This is a genomic window from Maricaulis sp., assembly GCF_030149515.1.
In the GTDB taxonomy this organism is placed as follows: domain Bacteria; phylum Pseudomonadota; class Alphaproteobacteria; order Caulobacterales; family Maricaulaceae; genus Maricaulis.
Genome location: NZ_JASBRI010000022.1, coordinates 62,812 through 79,077 on the forward strand (window position 1 = coordinate 62,812; position 16,266 = coordinate 79,077).

General features: G+C 64.6%; 16 protein-coding genes. 4 read left to right on the forward strand and 12 right to left on the reverse strand.

Translation table 11 applies throughout. From position 1 onward, the window contains the following. Positions 1-20: 20 nt before the first annotated feature. A complete protein-coding gene (locus tag Q1U94_RS09195) occupies positions 21-377 on the reverse strand; it encodes a rhodanese-like domain-containing protein (RefSeq protein WP_300543655.1) in 357 nt (118 codons plus the stop codon). A gap of 87 nt (positions 378-464) precedes the next feature. On the opposite strand from Q1U94_RS09195, the gene Q1U94_RS09200 reads away from it, so the two are divergent. After that, complete coding sequence (locus Q1U94_RS09200) at positions 465-806, forward strand: metalloregulator ArsR/SmtB family transcription factor (RefSeq protein ID WP_300543658.1); 342 nt, start codon at positions 465-467, stop codon at positions 804-806. A 70-nt stretch (positions 807-876) separates the two neighbouring features. After that, positions 877-2,157: an FAD-dependent oxidoreductase gene (locus Q1U94_RS09205; RefSeq protein ID WP_300543661.1), complete on the forward strand. Its 1,281-nt coding sequence runs from the start codon at positions 877-879 to the stop codon at positions 2,155-2,157. A gap of 66 nt (positions 2,158-2,223) precedes the next feature. Here the strand turns inward: Q1U94_RS09205 and Q1U94_RS09210 are convergent, their stop codons facing one another. The 5 genes from Q1U94_RS09210 to Q1U94_RS09230 all read right to left on the reverse strand — a co-directional run bounded on the left by Q1U94_RS09210 (position 2,224) and on the right by Q1U94_RS09230 (position 5,985). Further along, a complete protein-coding gene (locus Q1U94_RS09210) occupies positions 2,224-3,102 on the reverse strand; it encodes a universal stress protein (protein WP_300543664.1) in 879 nt (292 codons plus the stop codon). A gap of 109 nt (positions 3,103-3,211) precedes the next feature. After that, a complete protein-coding gene (locus tag Q1U94_RS09215; protein ID WP_300543666.1) occupies positions 3,212-3,778 on the reverse strand; it encodes a Crp/Fnr family transcriptional regulator in 567 nt (188 codons plus the stop codon). A 90-nt stretch (positions 3,779-3,868) separates the two neighbouring features. Continuing rightward, on the reverse strand, positions 3,869-4,237 hold the full coding sequence (locus Q1U94_RS09220; protein WP_300543669.1) for a hypothetical protein: 369 nt from the start codon (positions 4,235-4,237) through the stop codon (positions 3,869-3,871). 63 nt (positions 4,238-4,300) lie between these two features. Beyond that, positions 4,301-4,867 carry a response regulator gene (locus Q1U94_RS09225; protein ID WP_300543672.1) on the reverse strand — a complete coding sequence of 189 codons (567 nt, stop codon included), beginning with the start codon at positions 4,865-4,867 and terminating at the stop codon, positions 4,301-4,303. Next, positions 4,864-5,985: a PAS domain-containing sensor histidine kinase gene (locus Q1U94_RS09230; protein WP_300543674.1), complete on the reverse strand. Its 1,122-nt coding sequence runs from the start codon at positions 5,983-5,985 to the stop codon at positions 4,864-4,866. The genes Q1U94_RS09225 and Q1U94_RS09230 overlap by 4 nt, the downstream gene beginning before the upstream one ends. Before the next feature lie 227 nt (positions 5,986-6,212). Here Q1U94_RS09230 and hemN point away from each other — a divergent pair, with 227 nt between their 5' ends. Next, complete coding sequence (hemN, locus tag Q1U94_RS09235; protein ID WP_300543676.1) at positions 6,213-7,550, forward strand: oxygen-independent coproporphyrinogen III oxidase; 1,338 nt, start codon at positions 6,213-6,215, stop codon at positions 7,548-7,550. Positions 7,551-8,019: 469 nt separating this feature from the next. Here hemN and Q1U94_RS09240 read toward each other — a convergent pair whose 3' ends face one another. Then, positions 8,020-9,198: a hypothetical protein gene (locus tag Q1U94_RS09240; RefSeq protein ID WP_300543678.1), complete on the reverse strand. Its 1,179-nt coding sequence runs from the start codon at positions 9,196-9,198 to the stop codon at positions 8,020-8,022. A gap of 163 nt (positions 9,199-9,361) precedes the next feature. Here Q1U94_RS09240 and Q1U94_RS09245 point away from each other — a divergent pair, with 163 nt between their 5' ends. Then, positions 9,362-11,125: a pyridoxal-dependent decarboxylase gene (locus tag Q1U94_RS09245; RefSeq protein ID WP_300543680.1), complete on the forward strand. Its 1,764-nt coding sequence runs from the start codon at positions 9,362-9,364 to the stop codon at positions 11,123-11,125. Between the two features lie 70 nt (positions 11,126-11,195). On the opposite strand, the gene Q1U94_RS09250 is transcribed toward Q1U94_RS09245, so the two are convergent. From Q1U94_RS09250 to Q1U94_RS09270, 5 genes are all read right to left on the reverse strand, one after another. Then, positions 11,196-13,331 (reverse strand): TonB-dependent receptor, encoded by a 2,136-nt coding sequence (locus tag Q1U94_RS09250; protein WP_300543682.1) that lies wholly within the window; start codon positions 13,329-13,331, stop codon positions 11,196-11,198. 83 nt (positions 13,332-13,414) lie between these two features. Then, positions 13,415-13,894, reverse strand: coding sequence for a pseudoazurin (locus tag Q1U94_RS09255; protein ID WP_300543685.1), 480 nt, complete (start codon positions 13,892-13,894; stop codon positions 13,415-13,417). Between the two features lie 70 nt (positions 13,895-13,964). Then, the gene (gene nirK / locus Q1U94_RS09260; protein WP_300543688.1) at positions 13,965-15,002 is read right to left on the reverse strand and encodes a copper-containing nitrite reductase; all 1,038 of its coding nucleotides are present in this window, start codon (positions 15,000-15,002) and stop codon (positions 13,965-13,967) included. Positions 15,003-15,283: 281 nt separating this feature from the next. Continuing rightward, complete coding sequence (locus tag Q1U94_RS09265; RefSeq protein ID WP_300543691.1) at positions 15,284-15,493, reverse strand: DUF1858 domain-containing protein; 210 nt, start codon at positions 15,491-15,493, stop codon at positions 15,284-15,286. A 71-nt stretch (positions 15,494-15,564) separates the two neighbouring features. Continuing rightward, positions 15,565-16,263, reverse strand: coding sequence for a Crp/Fnr family transcriptional regulator (locus tag Q1U94_RS09270; protein ID WP_300543692.1), 699 nt, complete (start codon positions 16,261-16,263; stop codon positions 15,565-15,567). Positions 16,264-16,266: the final 3 nt, after the last annotated feature.

The window sequence follows — 16,266 nt, forward strand, 5'->3', positions numbered from 1 at the left end:
CGGGATCAGCCTTTCTGGTTTCAGGCCTTCTGGGGGTCGATGACGCGGCCCGTGGCCGGATCGATGGCGACGGTCGGCAGGCCGGCGGCCTTCCAGGCCATCAGGCCGCCCTTGACGTGCGCGGTGATCGGCACGCCGGCCTTCTCGCAGCGCTTGAGCGCATCCACGGAGCGCTTGCCGGAGCCACAATGCAGGATCACGTCGCGCGTCTTGTCGATCGGCAGGGCCCGGGGGTCGAAGGTCGACAAGGGATACAGCGACGCCCCGTGCAGGCGCTCCGTGGCGTATTCACGCGGTTCGCGGACATCGATGATGACGGCACTGCCGGCACGGATGGCTTCGTGAACGTCCTTCGGTTCAAGCTCTCGCAGGCTCATGACGAACTCCCGTGTCATGGGTTAATATGATTGACATCTGATATAGATATTACTAATTTAGTGTCAACTAATATTTGAGGCATCGTTGTGAGCGTGTCCGGGAACCCCATCGATCCGCAGATCGCACAATTGCAGGACCAGGCCGGCGAAGCCGCCGCCTTCCTGAAACAGCTGGCGAACGAAAAACGGCTGCTCATCCTGTGCCGCCTGGCCGCCGGCGAGGCGACCGTCGGCGAGCTCTGCGACATCGCCGGCCTGTCGCAATCGGCGGCCTCGCAACATCTCGCCAGGATGCGCAGCGAAGGTCTGGTCGAGGGGCGCAAATCGGGCCTCCAGGTTCACTACTCGATCAGCGACGAACGCTGCCGGGGTGTCCTCGAACACCTCAAGTCGAGCTTTTGCACAGTAGCGGACGACGTGACGCGATGAGTTGACCCAGCGCAATGTTTCACTGCGCGGCAGGCGAGAGAATGGCCCCTTCAATCATGGGAGGAATGCGATGGCCCATATCGTCGTACTGGGGGCCGGCCTGGGCGGTGTCCCGATGGCACTCGAAGCGCGCAAGACCCTGCGCAAGGAGGACCGGGTCACAGTCGTCTCCGACTATCCGACCTTTCATTTCACGCCCTCCAATCCCTGGGTTGCGGTCGACTGGCGCAAGCCGGAGAAGATCAAGGTCGAACTGGAACCGATGCTGAAGAAGAAAGGCATCGACTTCCTCCACGCGGCAGCCACTCGCGTCCGCCCCGATATCAACGCCATAGATCTCGCCAATGGCGATACGCTGGAATACGACTACCTCGTCATCGCAACCGGCCCCGAACTCGCCTTTGACGAAATCGAAGGCCTGGGACCGCGTGGCGGTTTCACCCAGTCGATCTGCCACGTCGATCATGCCGCGGCAGCGAATACGGTCTGGCAGGACTTCGTAAAGGATCCCGGCCCGGCCATCGTCGGTGCCGTCCAGGGCGCGTCCTGCTTCGGTCCGGCATACGAGTTCGCGATGATCCTGGAGACTGATCTTCGCAGGCGGAAGATCCGCGACAAGGTGCCGATGACCTTTGTCACCTCGGAACCCTATATCGGCCATCTCGGCCTGGACGGGGTTGGCGATACCAAGGGTCTGCTGGAAAGCGAGATGCGCAACCGGCACATCAAGTGGATCACCTCCGCCCGCGTGACGAAAGTCGAAGACGGCATGATGCATGTCGAGGAGGTCGGCGAGGACGGGGCGGTGGAAAAGACCCACGAACTGCCCTTCAAATACTCCATGATGCTGCCCGCCTTCCGCGGCATCGCCGCAGTGCGCGATGTCGAAGGTCTGGTCAATCCGCGCGGCTTCGTGCTGATCGACGAACACCAGCGCAATCCGAACTGGCCCAACATCTATTCGGTCGGCGTGTGCGTGGCGATCCCGCCTGTTGCGGCCTATCCCGTGCCCGTGGGCGTGCCCAAGACCGGTTTCATGATCGAATCCATGGTCGTGGCCACCGCCCGAAATCTGCGGGCCGATCTGGACGGCGAGCCGGCCCGCAATGTCGCCACGTGGAATGCGGTCTGTCTGGCCGATTTCGGCGATGGCGGCGTCGCCTTCGTGGCAATGCCCCAAATCCCGCCGCGCAATGTGAACTGGTCTGCCCGGGGCGGATGGGTACACGTCGCCAAGAGCGCGTTTGAAAGCTATTTCCTGGGCAAGATCCGGCGCGGCGCCGGCGAACCCGTCTACGAAAAGGCCGTGTTCGACATGCTGGGCATCCACAAGGTCAGGACCGAGGCTTGAGACGACAAATGGCCGGATGGAAAATTCCGTCCGGCCTTCACTGTGTCTGCGCCCGGCAACGCTCTGCTAGTGGCACAGCAGGACCGGACAGTTGGCATCGTGCAGAAGATGGCGGGTGAAACCGCCCAAGATGGCTTCGCGGGCCCGGCTGTGGGAGTACGCTCCCATCACGACCAGTTCGGGGTGTTCCGCCTCGATCAGCTCCATGAACTCATTCTCGGGCCGTTTGAACATGTCGCGCCGGATCGTACGGCCCTGCGCAGCGATATCGTGCAGTTGCAGATAGCGGGCCGCCTCCTCTGCCGACAGGCCCTCCTCGGCGATATCGCCGACCGCCACCACCGTTACCGACTGCGCCGCCGCCAGGAAGGGTCGGGCTGCGCTCAGGGCCCGGGTCGCCTCCAGCCCGCCATTCCAGGCCAGCACGACCGTGGCAGGAACGCGCTTCATGCGCCTGTCGCCGTCCAGTACCAGCAGCGGGCGTGCGGACTGGAACAGGATGGATTCCATCAGCCCGTATTCGTCGTGCCGGTCGACCGTGACGGGACGCACCATCACGGTGAGGTCGCGAAGCCGCGCCCGATTGCCCAGGTCGTAAACGCTGCGTGCCTCGTACTCGACCCAGGACGCTGCCGGTTCCGCCGTGCCGGCAGCCGCCTTGTCGGTATCCAGCACTGCAAGCTTGTGCCTGGAACACAGATCATCAAAGCGGGCTTTCAGCTCGCGGGCGGCCCTGGTCGTCGCTTCCGACAGGGCGTCGTAGTTGGCTTCGATATAGGGAACCACGACGGGGTAATACAAACCGTCCGGCATCACGATGCGCGGGCGCGTATGCACCACGTCGAGATGCGAGCCAAAATGCTTGGCCAGCGCGAGGCCCGCATCGAACGCGGCGTCGCAGGTTCCCGTTTCAACGAAAGGAATCATGATCTTGCGCAGCTTCATGGCAGCATCTCCCGGAACTTTGCCTACTCTGCCGCTCCGGCGCAGGAACAGCCTTGATCAGCATCAAGAATGACCGTGCCGGCGATCCGGCCCGGCCCGCCGCGGGTCGTCATGCCGCCAGCGCGCCTTCGATCCGGTAGGTGCGCTTGCCGGTGACGACCAGGCGGCGTTCGCGCATCCAGCGCGAGAACATGCGCGATACGGTTTCGATGGTCAGGCCGGTATAGTCGGCAATCTCCTGACGGGTCATCGGAAGTTCGATATCGCCCAGCGGCGTGGTCAGGCGCTCGGACACGATAATCAGGAATTCGGCCAGACGCTCGGCCGCGGACTTCTGGCCCAGAAGCGTGATGTGCCGGCGTTCGCGGTCGAGGCGGTTGCGCATCTGTTCGAAGACATATTCCGCCCATGCGGTGTCGGACAGCGCCGCATTGACCGGGGCGCACACAAGTTCGACATCGGTCAGCGCCTCGGCATAATGATCCAGCTCGCCGCCGAACTGAAAGTGCAGCAATTCGCCTTCGGTGACGAAGTCGACGATCTGGCGGCGCCCGTCCTCGAAGATGCAGAACACCGAAACGACGCCTTTCGTGACCTTGATCAACTCCCCGGCATCATCGCCGGCGAAATAGATCGGTGTGTGTTTGGCCAGGCAGCGGTGCGTTTCGAAAGACATGATCTGCTCCATCGTCGGGATCGTTCCGGAGCCTTGTTTCCCAGATCGCCGGGCCGGCCGTAATTCGCATCAATGCGTACGCAAAAACCCTTATGCCGGTCCGCCTATCCTTGACCGGATGAGCGCCAGGAGTGCGTGGGCATCCACAGGCTTGCGGACCACGGCGATACCCAGGCCCTCGCCAATAATGTGCCGCACGATGGCGGGCGAGGAACAGGTCACGATAATGGTGGCCGGCGGCGCCCGCATGCCGGTCCTCCACGCCAGGAATTGACGTACGTCGCCCGCCGCATGCAGATCAACGATCAGGACATCATTGGCCGCCGGCTGCGCATTCTCGACAGCGCCCTGCAGGGACCCGAACTGGACACTGCGATAGTCCATGGCGTCCGCGAAAGCGGCAAACGCTTCGCGGACAAACGGGTCGGTTTCGACGAGTATGATTGCGGACTGGCCCATGTATCCGCCGTCGGTAACCGGACAGGCGGGCGCATTCTTTGCTCGTGATCAAAGTCGCTGCGCCTAGCGCGACATGATCCGGACCAGTTCCGCCACATTGCGGACGCCCAGCTTCGCGAAGACGCGCGCCCTGTGTATTTCGACCGTGCGGGGGCTGATATCGAGCTCCCGGGCGATTTCCTTGTTCGTCAATCCGCGATTGAGCGTTTCGGCGATCTCGCGCTCTCGGCTGGTCAGGCCGTCGAGCGAGAGAGTATCGACCGGCACTTCCCTTTCCTCGATGGCACGCGCCAGCGCCGCTTCGACGGTAACGGGCGTGAAGGGCTTCTCGATGAAATCGAAAGCGCCCAGCCGAATGGCTTCGACCGCCGTGGCGATATCGCCATGGGCGCTGACCATTATCACTGGAAACGACAGCGGGGACAGGCGCCGCAATGTGTCGAGACCGGACAGTTGCGGCATTTTGAGATCGAGAAAGGCGACATCGGGCGTGTCCGACTTCACCGCTTCGATGAAGGCGAGACCGTGCGGATGGGTCGCGATGACACGTCCAGGCAGGTCGAGCACGGCCGCCAGCGACTCCCGGACCGCCTCGTCATCATCGGTGATTGCAATCTTCAATTCGCTCATTCTTCATCCCGTTCCACCGGAAGTCGAAGCAGGAACCGCGCACCGGACAGGTTGTCCGGTGCGCCCGCCGCGTCCGCAAGTTCCAGGTTTCCCCCATGCGTTTCCGCGATTGTCCGGCAGATCGACAACCCCATGCCCAGCCCGTCCGGCTTGCCGCTGACAAACGGCGCGAACAGGCGGGGCCGGAGTTCCGGATCGATGCCGGGACCGTTGTCCTCCACCAGTACGCAGACATCGTCCGGCCCGTCCAGATAGCTGCGGATGCGGATCCGCCGGTCGGTCTGCCCCAGTGTGGCATCCAGGGCATTCTTTACAAGATTGACCATGATCTGCCGGATCTGGGTCGGATCGGCGAACACCGTGCCATCGAATTCGAGCTCGTCGACATCGATGGTGGCCTCGCCATCCGCATCGACGACGCGGCACAGTTCGGCGGCATCGCGGACAATCTCCGAGAGGTCGACCCGGCGGCGTTCCTCATCGCCACGCTCCACCATTTGCCGGATCTTCCGGACAATGTCGCCGGCACGCTGGGCCTCGTCCTGGGCCCGGGCAAACAAGGCGCGCGCCTTCTCCGGATCGCTTTCCAGCGCACGATCGGATGCCGCAAGAAAGAGCGATATGGCCGTCAATGGCTGGTTCAGCTCATGCGCCAGGGCCGAGCCCATCTCCGCCACCGCCCCGACCCGGCCCATATGGGTCAGCTGGGCCTGCAGATCGCGCAGGCGCCGCTCGGCGGCCACCCGGTCCGACAGGTCGCGCACAATGCCCACGAAGAGCGGCTCGCCTTGGTCCACGAACTCGCCGACACTGAGATCCATGGCGAATTCGGTCCCGTCCTTGCGCAATCCCTCGACCTGTCGGCCGATACCGATGATCCGCGGTGTTCCGCTCGTGAGATAATTGGCGATGAAACCGTCATGGCGCTCGGCATAGCGGCGCGGCATCAGCATCGACACATTGCGCCCGATGACGTCTTCCGCCGTCCAGCCGAAAATGCGTTCGCAGGCCGGATTGTAGAGGCTCACCCGGCCGTGCCGGTCGATGCACAAAATGCCGTCGACTGCTGTGCGAACGAGCGCCTGCAGCTGTCCCTCGGCAAATGTGGTTCCCGGCATCGTTTCGCCCAGCGTGCTAGTTCCCGCAGACCAAGCGGGGGATCCGCCCCAGACAACCGAACCGCCTGACGCGTTCGCAAACTGCGCGAATGTCCGGCCGCATTCAAGCCGATGCCTGTAGTGCCCGGCCCGCCTTTCCGCCGGCGGAGCCGGAGGGCAATGACCGCCGGGGGCCAGGTTTGCGCCAACGCAAATTCCGGCCGCTCGCAAACCGCTATGGCGGCGGAATGAGAACCGAAACAATCCTGAAATACGCAAACGAACGGGTGCCGCGCTATACGAGCTATCCCACCGCGCCACACTTTTCGCCGGATTTGGACGCCCGCGACTACGGGCAATGGCTGGCCGGACTCGATCCGAACGCGCCGGTCTCGCTCTACCTCCACGTGCCCTTCTGCCGGACCATGTGCTGGTATTGCGGCTGTCACACCAAGGCGACGCGGCGGATAGCACCGGTAGACGCCTATGCCGATATCCTGCTCAAGGAAATCGACACGGTCGCGAACCATACCGCCGCGCGGCTGAAAGTCTCGCACATCCACTGGGGCGGCGGCAGTCCGACCTATCTGCCCCCCCGCCGGTTCGAAGCCCTGATGGACCGCATCCGGCACCGTTTCGACGTACTGCCCGATGCCGAGATCGCGGTCGAGGTCGATCCGCGCATTTTCGACGACGCCATGGCCTCGGCCTTCGTCGCCTCGGGCGTCACCCGCGCAAGCCTGGGCGTGCAGACGTTCGACGACAGCGTGCAGCGCGCGGTCAACCGCATCCAGCCCCGGGAACTGGTCGAGGAATGCGTGGACATGCTGCGCGATGCCGGCGTGACGGGGCTGAATTTCGACCTGCTCTACGGCCTCCCCCTGCAGACGGTGGAGAATTGCATCGCCAGCGCCCGGATGGCGCTGGCCTTGCGGCCCGACCGTTTCTCGGTGTTCGGTTATGCCCACGTGCCGCACATGAAGCCGCACCAGTCGATGATCGCCGAGAACGACCTTCCCGGCGCAGCCCAGCGGCTGGCCCAGGCCGATGCCATCGCTGGAACCCTGGCCGCCGGCGGCCAGGTACCCATCGGGCTGGACCATTTTGCCCGCGCCGGCGACGAGTTGGCCCGGGCCCTGGAGGCCGGCGCCTTGCGGCGCAATTTCCAGGGCTATACGACCGACACGGCTCCGGCGATCATCGGGCTCGGCGCCTCGGCGATCGGCTGGCTGCCCCGGGGCTATGTGCAAAACACGGCTCATACGCACGACTGGGAGCGCCGTGTGCTGAACGGCGAACTGCCCACGGCGCGCGGCTATCGCCTGACGCCGGAAGACCGGCTGCGCCGCTCCATCATCGAACAGCTCATGTGCACGCTGAGCGCCGACCCGGCCGCACTCGCCGCCGCGGCCGGCCTGGCGGTACCGCAGGCCGATCTGAGCGCGTTCCAGGCCGCCGGCATTGTTGCACGCGAGGGGAGCCGTGTGATTGTCGATCCAGCCTATCGCCCACTGGTGCGCAACGTGGCAGCCGCCTATGACGAACGCCTGCAGACCTCCAGCGCCCGCCACGCCGTCGCGGTTTAGGCCCGAGCCATGCCTTGCACCCTCATAGTTCAGACACAAGCCTGCAGGTGCACCGGTACGAAAGGGTAGATCGGCCTTGGCGATTCGATTTTCACGATTCGTCTCCAGGCGAACCCGAGTTCGCCTCCCCTGATTGCAACGCGATAGACACAAGCCGGGACGGACGGTCAGCCACGATCACTCGGATCGAGTTCCTGATTTGTCGATGAAAATGAGCGCGACCGCTCAACCACCCGGGAGGGTGGGAGCTATTCGTTGGACCAGTCCGCCAGATGGTGCTGGACCGACCGGAGGACGAGCACCTGATGCCAGCATTTCATGACGGCCTCACTTCACAGAACCGTCGCGTTGGGAGGAAAACTCACGGGCAGCAAGCCGGAGATACAAGGCGCACCGCCTCCTGTTTCCGATCTGCCACGAGGACGACCGAAGGCGCCCGGGGACGGACCGGCCACGGAACCGGAAATGCTCAATAGTCGAAGACGAGGCTCAGCCAGATCTTGGTCCGGTCGACCGGACCGCCCGCATCGCCGTCGAACACCGCCGCCTTGGCCTCGGCCGACACACGCTCGGTGAGGCTGAGCCCCGCGACCAGGTCGATCTCCGATCCGTAGCCGGTCCCGCCGTCGTCCGATGCAAAATCATGCCAGGCGAAACCCAGGCTCAGCGGTCCCGGGACGGCATGAGGAAAACTCCACTGGCCACGCAGATAAATGTCGCGCAGGCCATCCGCGGGCGTATTCAGGAAGACATCGGCCGCACCCTGGAATTTGTGCAGCGTCGCCAGCGGCGTCTGGAAGCCTGTTATCCCGTCGCCGCCCAGAATCTCGATTCCGCCGCCCACCGTGTAGTGTCCGGCATCGTAATCGCCCTCCACGCGGAGGTAATCGAGTTCGAAACTGGCCGTATTGCCGGCATGAGCAAACTGGCGGGCGTATTCCAGCCGGTAGGCGACGGCCTCGTGCGTGCCGGTCAGCCTGAGACCGTAGGTCTGTGAGGACAGGCCCGGCGCATTCTCGAAATCGAGCAGGAGACCGAAGGCCGACAACGTCCCCAGCGGCGTCTCGCCGCGCGCTTCGGCGGCGTGCGACGCGCTGTCGAATTCGCCCGCCGGGTGATCGTCGCCGAAAATGCGGTGAACGCGGTCGATATAGGCGTAGTCCAACGCGACAGGCCACACATGCCCGCTCCTCAGCCGGATGGCATCTACAGACTGGCTGTTCTGGCGGAAGCCGACCGGACCGGCAAAGCGCTGATCGTCCATGACGAACCATTGCCGCCCGATCGTGACACCGACCCCGCTGTCCCCGCGCCAGTCGATCTGGAAGCGGTTGAGTTCGGTGACTTCCGGATCGGCCACTACCGGATAACCAGGACGCGGTGCGACCGTGTCGGCGAAGTTGTCGATCAGATGGACCGTGTTCTCGGCCTCGACCAGAAAGGTGACCCCGTCACGCGGTGGCGTCTGCAAGCCAAAGCGCGTGCGCAGGGTCAGGGCAGAGGCTGTCTCCGGCAGACCGTCCTGGTCCACCGTTTCGTGGCGCAGGCGCATGTTGAGACTGTAGGGGTCGTGCTCCGCCTGGCCGGCCAGCGCCGGCGAGATGGCGAGCAGCGACAGGGCTGCGGATGTGAGAAGCATGGGTTTCATGGTCGGAGCGTCCTCGTTTTCCCGACCCAGTGTTACCCCCGCCCGGCGCGGTCCTTGTTGCGCTGGCGCAAGTGACGCGCATGACCCTGTTTTGATCTGCCGCAAAACGCCCGGCCAGGCCTGATGCGAAGACAGTCCGGCAGGATTGGAGGTGTATGCGCGCATGGCACGCAAGCATGAGCGAGTGGAAGCGAAGGCCTATTTTCCAGGTCCCAAGTCGGAGAACGAGGCGTGGGTGCGCGCCGAATTCCAGGCCATTCTGGACGACTGGTTCGACTGGCGCCGGCAGTATCGCTCGGACGACCCGGCCGCGATCGAGCCGGCGGAACGGATGACGCCCGCATTTCTGCGCGAACGCGAACGCATGAGCCAGCAGCTTGGTACGCTGAAGACACTGATGCGCCGGGAGACCCCCACCTATTCGCCCCGCTATGTCGGGCACATGGTGTCCGAGCTGACCCTGCCCGCCCTGTTCGGCCATCTCACCGCTCTTTTGCACAATCCCAACAACACGTCCAAGGAAGTCTCGCGGGTCGGCACGGTGATCGAGGCGGAGGCGATTGCCATGCTGGCCGAGATGATCGGCTTCGATCCCCGCCGGGCCCGCGGACATTTCACCTCGGGCGGGACGGTGGCAAATTTCGAGGGCGTCTGGCGCGCCCGCTACCGGCTCGATCACTGGCTGGCCCTGGCGCTGTGGATCGCGGAAGAGACGGGAGAGACACTCGACGTTTTCGCCTCGGCCCATATGGGCTGGGCGCGGTACAAGCGGCTGCTCGAGACGTTCGCCCCGGCCCCGGAAGACCTGCGCCGGTGCAGCGCCGTGGCCGGCAATCCGGCAGACGTGATCCGGCGCCTCTCGACGGCTTGCGGGCACGATTATGCCGGACCGGTGGTCCTGGTGCCCGGAAACAAGCATTTCTCCTGGCGCAAGGCCGCGAATGTGTTTGGCCTGGGCGAGGAGGCGTTCTGGGAAATCGCGCTGGACGCCGATGGCCGCTTCGATCTCGACGATCTCGAACGGCTGGTCGACCGGGCTGCGGCCCGGCACCGGCCCATCCTGGCCGTGGTGAGTGTTGCGGGCACCACCGAGACCGGCGAGATCGACCCCGTCGACCGCGTCGCCGACCGCCTCCAGACCTGGCGCGAAACGCGCGGCTGGCAGCTGTGGCACCATGTCGATGCAGCCTATGGCGGCTTTCTGTGCACGATTGCCGGCGCTACAGGCGAAACCGGGCTGGCACCGGCAGCGGTTCGGGCGCTGCGCGCTATCGGCCGGGCCGATTCCGTCACCATCGATCCGCACAAGCTGGGCTTTGTGCCATATGCCTGCGGCGCCTTCCTGGCCCGCGACCGCGATCACTACACGGTCTCCGTGTTTGCCGCGCCCTATCTGGAACGCGAGCGGATCGCCGACGACCCCTGGACCGTGACACTGGAAGGGTCGCGGTCGGCCGCGGGCGCGGCCGCCGTCTGGCTGACCGGCCGGACCATGGGCTTCGGCCCTGACGGGTTCGGCGCGCTGCTGGGTGGCATGGTCGATGCCGCGCGCCGTTTCCAGCGCGAGGCCCTTGCCACGGTCGCGGACCTTCACGTCCTTGGCCCTGTCGATGCCAATATCGTTTGTTTCTCGGCCGCCAGGCGCGGCGAAGCCCTCAGCCGGGCCAACCGGCGCACGCGCGAACTCCATGCCGCCCTCGGCGGGGCCGGCGAATTTGCGGTCACCACGACGACCCTCGCCGCCCCGATACACGCCCAACAGATCGCCCGCCATGTGGCGCACTGGGGCGGCGCGGCCGACGACACGCAACTGGTTCTGATCCGGTGCGTCTTCATGAACCCCTACTGGGCCAGCGAGGCGGTCCGCAAAACCCTCCTGCCCGATTTCGCCAACCTCCTGACACGCTGCCTTAACGCCATCGACTGAATGTGCGGAGCACCAAAGAAAAGGGCCGCAGCATCGAGTGCCGCGGCCTTGCAGTTGCGGACCCGCGCGATCAGAACGCCCCGCTGACCCGGGCATACAGGCCACGCCCGGCGCCGGGCAGACGATCGCCGGCTGCCACATCGCCACCGGCGACGCGATTGTATCCGGACAGGTGTCTTTCATAGATCGCGTCGAACACGTTCTCGGCACCAAGCGTGACCAGCACATTGTCGCGGGCATACCAGTCCAGATTGGCGCCGAAGACGGCATGGCCATCGGTAACCGTCTCGGAATTCGTGGCCGACACGCGATCCTGCCGGGCCACGAACTCGCCTTCCAGTGAAACGCTCCAGTCCGCCTGGTCATAGGTCAGATCGAGCAGCAACCGTGCGGGTGCCATGCGGTAGAGCGGATCGTCGATATCGCGCCGTTCCCCGCGTACCAGGGAGGCAACGCCATCGACGCGCCATCCGGGTGTGATCTGCCAGCCGAAATCGGCGTCAATGCCGTAGAATTCGGCATCGACATTGGCAAAGCGCAACGGTGTGGCATCGCCATTCATGTTCGATACCATTTCCACCGGCGTATCGATCACGCCCGGCGTGGCGTCAAAGGGCACACCCTGGATGAAGCCATCGACCCGGCGGTGAAAGACGGTCGGCCGGATATAGGCCTTGTCGCCGCGCCAGTCGAAACCGGCTTCGATCGACAGGGCGATCTCGGGTTCCAGATGCAGATCGCCGACATAGGTATTGCCGTCGGCCAGACCGCCGCTGGCACCAGTGGGCAGCCAGGCATAACGCTCCACATAGCTGGGCATCCGCGTCTTGCGGGCCAGCGTCAAACGCCAGGTCACATCACCGTCGGTCTCGCGCCAGAAGCGGGCGACCGCATCGACGGTGGTTTCCTCATGCGCGCGATCGGCCATGTTGAACATGGACGCCAGCATCTGCGCCCCGGCCGGCAGGGCCGGACCGGTCGTTGCCTGGCCGGCATCGTCCTCGTGTCGGTCGGCGCGAAGGCCCAGTTCGGAGTCCAGGGAAAGGATTTCGCCGGTCCATTCGGCAAAGATGCCGGTCCGTTCGATGGCGATGTCCGGCAGGCTGCCGACAAAGAAGCCGGCATTGTCCGGATTGGTGATCAGAACATCGTGCTCGGCCTCTTCCCGGTCGATGCCGAGATCCAGAACGCCGCCCATCGCGGGAACACCGACTGCGAATTCAGCGCCCAGCGTCCGCGCATCCGCATAGGTGAAGCGGTGACGCATCGGATCGGCATTGGGACGCTGGGAGAAGTTGTTCATGCCGTGGGACACATCGCTCCAGCCCAGGGCGGCATCCAGCGTGATGCCACCGGCCATGCCTTCATAACTGAGACGCGCCATGTCGGTCTCGACAAAGTCGATATCCATGGCCAGGGCCGCAGTTCCCGTCGGTCCGGTATCCAAACGGCGATAGCTGAACTCGATCGCGTGGTCGCCGCGGGCCAGCCCGCCGCCGATCCCGTAAACGGTGCGTTCGTGATGGCTGTTGGGAATGTCCCCGCCGGAAAAGGCGATGTCGCCGCCCTCTTCATACGAGAACAGGAGCTCGGCATAGCTGCTCTCGCTGGCCGCCCCGGCTACGCCGCCGGCGGCGTAGGATCCGTCCACGCTGCGCACCGCCGTCATCGTATCGGTCTGGGCAACGGGATCATGTCCGGGACCAAAGCCGACACTCTTCAGAATGACATTGAGACCGCCACCCATGCCGGGACCGCGGCTGACAGCAGCAACGCCCCGATCAACCTCGATGCGCTCGACCAGCGGCATCGGCGCGTAGTGCAGCGGCGGGTCCATCAGATTTGGCCCCGCGGACGTGACGGCGGCGCCATTGATGGCGACCGGCGCACGCGGGCCGAACAGGCCGCGATACTGGACCTGGCCGGAGACCGAACCATTGTCAACCAGCGCCGCACCCGGCAGGCGCGCCACCAGGCCGGCGGCATCGGGGCCGAGCACCGGCGCCTGTTCCGGCGAGACCTGGTCTTCGACGTGGATATTGGTGACGATGCGGTAGCCCGTGACGACAATGACATCGTGCACCGCCGGTTCGACCGGTGCGTCCGGCCGCTGGTTTACATGTTCGCTGGCCTGGGCAATGCCGGACACAAGGCCGGCGGCTGCAAGTGCCGAGACACTCGCAAGGACTGTGTATCTGAAGGACATGACTCGCTCCGACCGAGACAAAAAGGGGGAGGGAACGGCGGCGCGCTTCGCGGGGAGGGAGGCGGCGCCGCCGCCCGTCCGGGCTAGTCGCCGACCGGCGGCGCGTCGCCCTGATTGGCATTCAACTGATCGAACAGGGCCTGCATGCGCTGGCGGGCCCGGCCCGGTTGCCGCACGCTGGCGGCCTCCTCGAGATTGACCGGGAGGCCGTCGCCGACCTTGATCAGCGCGATCATGCCCAGCCCGTAGTGCGGCAGGCACTTCACGCCGTAGACGCCGTCCTGGGTGAAGGTCACGCGGACCTCCTCATTCATGCGGCCCCGGAAGGTTTCGCCGCCCTCGGGCACCATGCCGGCAATGGTCTCGGCATTGTGTGCACGATCGGTGGGCAGAAAGACGACAGTATCGCCCGGCGCGATCTCGAGATAGGCGGGCTCGAAGACCATTGTCTGGCCGTCCTCGCCCCGGTTGAGCATGTGCACTTCATGATCTTCGGCGAGGGCAGCACCTGCGGGCAGGCCGGCGGCAAAGATCGCGGCAGCAAGGAGATATTTGGTATTCATGGTTCCAACCTTTGGATAGTTCGGGGAGATGGGGCGGCCGGCGAGCGGCCGCCCCGACTGACCGTCCGGCCTAGTGGCCCGAATCCTCGGAGATGCCGTCCAGCGCCTCGAAGACTTCGGGGTTTTCGGGCCCCGACACGGCGAGAATGCCGGCCAGGCCGCGCTCGACCCGCGAAAGGGCGTGATCGACGAGGATGTAGTTCCCCGGGACTTCCAGCTGGAAGTCCACGGCCACTGCACCGCCCGGAGCGACCGTCACGGTCTGCACGTCGGAAATGGTCTCCGAGGTGAAGGAGCCGAACGGGTAGATTTCGTCGAAAATCTCGCCGATGACATGGAAGGACGAGGTCTTGTTGGGTCCGCCCACACCGAAGAAGATGCGTACAGTCTCGCCGACCTCGGCCTGCAGCGGATTGTCGCGCAGCGCGCCGGCCGCGCCGTTGAAGACGTAGTATTCCGGATCCTCGTCCAGCAGCTTGTCGATACTTTCCGTCAGAAGGCCCGGCGTGCCGAACTCCTCTTCAGTATAGATCTCGCCCTGCATGACGTAGAATTCGCGGTCGACCTCGGGCAGGCCGCCTTCCGGCTCGACGACGATCAGGCCGTACATGCCGTTGGCAATGTGGCTGGCGACCATCGGGGTGGCGCAGTGATAGACATAGACGCCGGGATTGAGCGCCTGGAAGACGAAGCCGCGGGTTTCGCCTGGGCCGGCCAGCGTGGCCGGCGCACCGCCGCCCGGACCCGTCACGGCGTGAAAGTCCACATTGTGCGGCATCAGGCTGTCTTCGGCATTGGTCAGACGAACCTCGACCGTATCGCCGACACGCACGCGGATCATGGGGCCGGGCACGCGCTCGTTGAAGGTCCAGTAGGTATAGGTCGTGCCGTCAGCCAGCTGGCCTTCCAACTCGACCGTTTCCAGTTCGACGAGATGGCGCTGCGGTCCCTGGGCGGTGATCGGCGCGGGAACTTCTGTGGGGTCGCGAACGATGTTGGCGGCCTCCTGTCCGTAGGCCAGGGGCGCCGAAACATAGGCGACCGCGGCGATGGCGCAGGCCGTGGCCGTGCCGAGCAGGAACAGGTCTTTGAGGCTGCGGGTCTTCATGATGTGCCCTCCTTGGTGAGCATGTGTTCGATGGAGCCGGTTTAGGATGCGAGGCCGGCCGCTGACTTGCGCTTGAACAAAAGAGAGCGCGTTTGCTTCAACCGCTTGCCGGTACAGTCGGGGATTGCGCACAGGGGAGAGGTTGGCCGCACCCCGCCGCCAAGGCGGTGTACAGCCTGTTTCCCAGATCGAATGGCCGGATAAAATTCGGAGCATTGCGTACGCGTTCCTACCTATGCGGGAACGGCGTACCGCCGCGTGTTTTCGGATGTTGTGCCCGTTCAGTCCCGGGCGGGCTGCATCGCGTCGGACAACTCCCGCACGAGCGCATCGGGCCGCAGACCGTACTCGCGCGCAGCCTCGCGAATGGTCATGAAAGGTGCCATGACGCAGCCGGGGCAGGCCATGTGATTGCGAATAAAGACAGGCACAGTGGATGGCCACTGTGCCATGACATCGCCGACAATCATGGTTTCGATGGGTTCGGACATGGTTCGTCTCCGTTGGGAAGACGATTGTCGCGATCTGCGGCACCCCCGATTTGCGGCACGGCAAATGAGCGTCACGCCTGATCTGCGATCTCCACCAGGCGGTGCGGACGGCAGATCGTCAGGTGGCTGGAACGCCGCCCTTCGAGGATTCCGTCGTCGATCCAGGCCGACAGCGTCCGGCTGACCGTATGCAGGGTCGTCCCCGTCATTTCCGCCAGATCCTGCCGTGAAACCGGGAAGGGGATTTCCACGCCGGTTTCCACCTTGCGCCCCGACTGACCGGCGATCTTCAGTATCGTCGCCGCGATCCGCCGCTCGACCTGCTGTGTCGCCACCTGCTGGATGCGCTCCTGCAGCTCCTCAATTCGCCCGCCCATCATGACCATCGCCTTCATGGAAAGCGGTGGATGACACTGCATAAGATCCATCATGCGGGCGGCACTCCACACCAGAAGACGCGTATCTTCCACCGCCAGCGGGGTGGCCGGGTACGGTACTCCGCGCCAGACCGCCACCGAACCGACCAGGTCGCCCGGGCCCATGAAACGCAAGACCACGTTCTTTCCGTCCGGCGTCGTCTGGTCGAGACGCAACCGCCCCCAGGCCACCACATAATGGCTCGTGGCCTCGTCGCCCTGCTGGAACAGGACACTCCCCTTTTCGATCAGCTTGATCTGGGCCGATTCCGCACTTGCCGCGAGCACGTCGCGCGCCAGGCCGCCAAACAGCTTGGCGCGCTCCAGCACGGCAATCTTGGCCTTTGTGTCCATTTC